The sequence below is a fragment of the Paraburkholderia translucens genome (assembly GCF_020881035.1).
Taxonomy (GTDB): domain Bacteria; phylum Pseudomonadota; class Gammaproteobacteria; order Burkholderiales; family Burkholderiaceae; genus Paraburkholderia; species Paraburkholderia translucens.
This window is the reverse complement of record NZ_JAJITC010000040.1, coordinates 1-2,010: the sequence shown is the minus strand read 5'-3', so window position 1 is coordinate 2,010 and position 2,010 is coordinate 1. Positions and strand designations below refer to the sequence as shown.

Genomic DNA, 2,010 nt, shown 5'->3' with positions numbered 1-2,010 from the left:
CAAGCCCATCGCTTAATCTGTTGATAAGCGTGTTTTGATTCTGCAAAATAGCCCCTGTTAGTCAATGACTTACAGGGGCTTCTTCATGTCGGGTCTTCCTGACGCACCTGAAATGTCGGGTGCGGCACCGGCCAAGGTCCCGTCCGCCGTTGAGGTAACGCTGCCGGACGGGCGCAAGCGACTTGTCCAGGTCAACTTCTGCAAGAATCCGCGCTGCGCGAATTTCGGCGTTTCGGCCGTCTTGCCTCGTTACGCCCGCAGAGCGAAGGCCGCGGGTGCTGCGGGGAGCGCGTACACCATTGCTGCGCGCGGCAAAGACCTCCCCGTACTCCATTGCCGGTTGTGCGGTGAGATGCCGCCGATGAAGAGCAACCTCGGCATCGTCGAGGAGCTGCTGCGGCTGTCCCGTTATCTTGCGAAACCCCTTGAGGGTGGTTGCCGCAACGCTGAATGTTCCAACTTCGGTCGCCCCGCGTCCGACTCCACCGCGTATCAACGGTTTGGGTGGACAGACCGCGGGTCACCACGATTCAGGTGCCGGTCGTGCAAGAAGACGTTCTCCTTGCCGGCTTCGCCTATCCTTCGGCAGCGAGTGCCCCACAAGAACCGCATCATCCTCAAGCTGCTCATGAACAAGTCACCACTATCGCGCATCTGCGAGGTGGCGGACGTGAGCATGCAGACGGTGTACGACAAGCTGGATTTCTTCTTCCGGCAGCTCACGGTATTTGCAGCTGAGCACGAGCGGGCCTTGCTCGATGGATTTGCAAGGGACCGCGTGTACGTCGCGGTAGACCGGCAGGAGTACATGGTCAACTGGAGCCGTCGGCAGGACAAGCGGAACGTCGTACTGCAAGCGCTGGGGAGCGCGGAATTGGAGACCGGCTATGTGTTTGGAATGCATCTGAACTTCGACGCCAGTCTTGACCCGGCGACCGTCGGCGCCGAGGCAGCGACCGCTGGAGACTTTGGCGTTGCGCCGCCGTTCAGGCGACATGCCCGCCTGTGGCTCGACCCAGACTACGCCGCGGCACAGGCGGAATCGCTCAAACGCTTGTCGAAACGGTCCCCGCCGGCGCAAAGTCTGACAGACGACATCGAGGAAACGTACGACAGTGCTGACGTACGGACGGACATCGAGAGCGCAGAGATAATGACAAGCGCCCGTCAGTTTCCGAGCGCTGGAATGCAGGTGCGCAACGAGTACACCCTGTACGCACACTTCTTCCTGCTTCGGGAGTTGTTCAGAGGCGTCGAGAAGGTCCGCTTTTACCTCGACCAGGAGGCCGGTATCCGTGCGGCGTGTCTCGCCGCATTCGAAGACGAGATTCGTGAGCGGCGTTGTGATGCTTTTTATGTGCGTATCGCGAAGGAACTGACGGTAGACGCGAAACGGCGGCTCGTGCGCGAGAGTCAGGAGCGATTTAACGAGGCGGTCGACGCTAACCCGGACATGAGCCTGAACGAGGTCGCCGTGCTCCTCATGCAGGAGGAAATGGACCGGGCCGCGTCACTTGGCAAATGGAAGGACCGCTGGCTGGCGCATCCTGTGCCGAACAGCAGTGAAGCGCAGAAGGCGCTGTGCTACCTCACCGACTTCGACGATTACGACCGGGACCACATGGCCAACCTGTATCTGAAGGGCAGTCTGCATGCGGTGGACCGTTTCTTCATGCAGGTCCGACGCCGGCTCTCGTTTCTTGAACGGCCAATTGGCACGGCGAGCAAGGCCGGTCGGACGTGGTACGGCTACGCCGCCTACCGCCCCGTCCATATCGAGAAAATACTGGCGGTGTTCAGGGTCTACTACAACTACGCGCTCAAGGGCGCCGACGGAAAGACGCCCGCCATGAGGCTGGGCCTCGCAACCCACGTCGTGAAGCTGGATGAGCTGCTTGGTGTTCATGAGGCAAGAAAAAGCCCCTAAGAACCAAGTTCAAAGGGGCTTCGAAACAACGCCGGCGTCAGTCTACCCAAACCAAATCGTCAACAGATTAGGCGATGGGCTTG

The 2,010-nt window shown here is 60.1% G+C and carries 1 protein-coding gene; it reads left to right on the top strand.

Features of this window, described 5'->3' with window-relative positions:
• The first annotated feature begins 85 nt into the window (after nucleotides 1-85).
• Nucleotides 86-1,927: a hypothetical protein gene (locus LJ655_RS29970; RefSeq protein WP_230564766.1), complete on the top strand. Its 1,842-nt coding sequence runs from the start codon at nucleotides 86-88 to the stop codon at nucleotides 1,925-1,927.
• Nucleotides 1,928-2,010 lie beyond the last annotated feature (83 nt).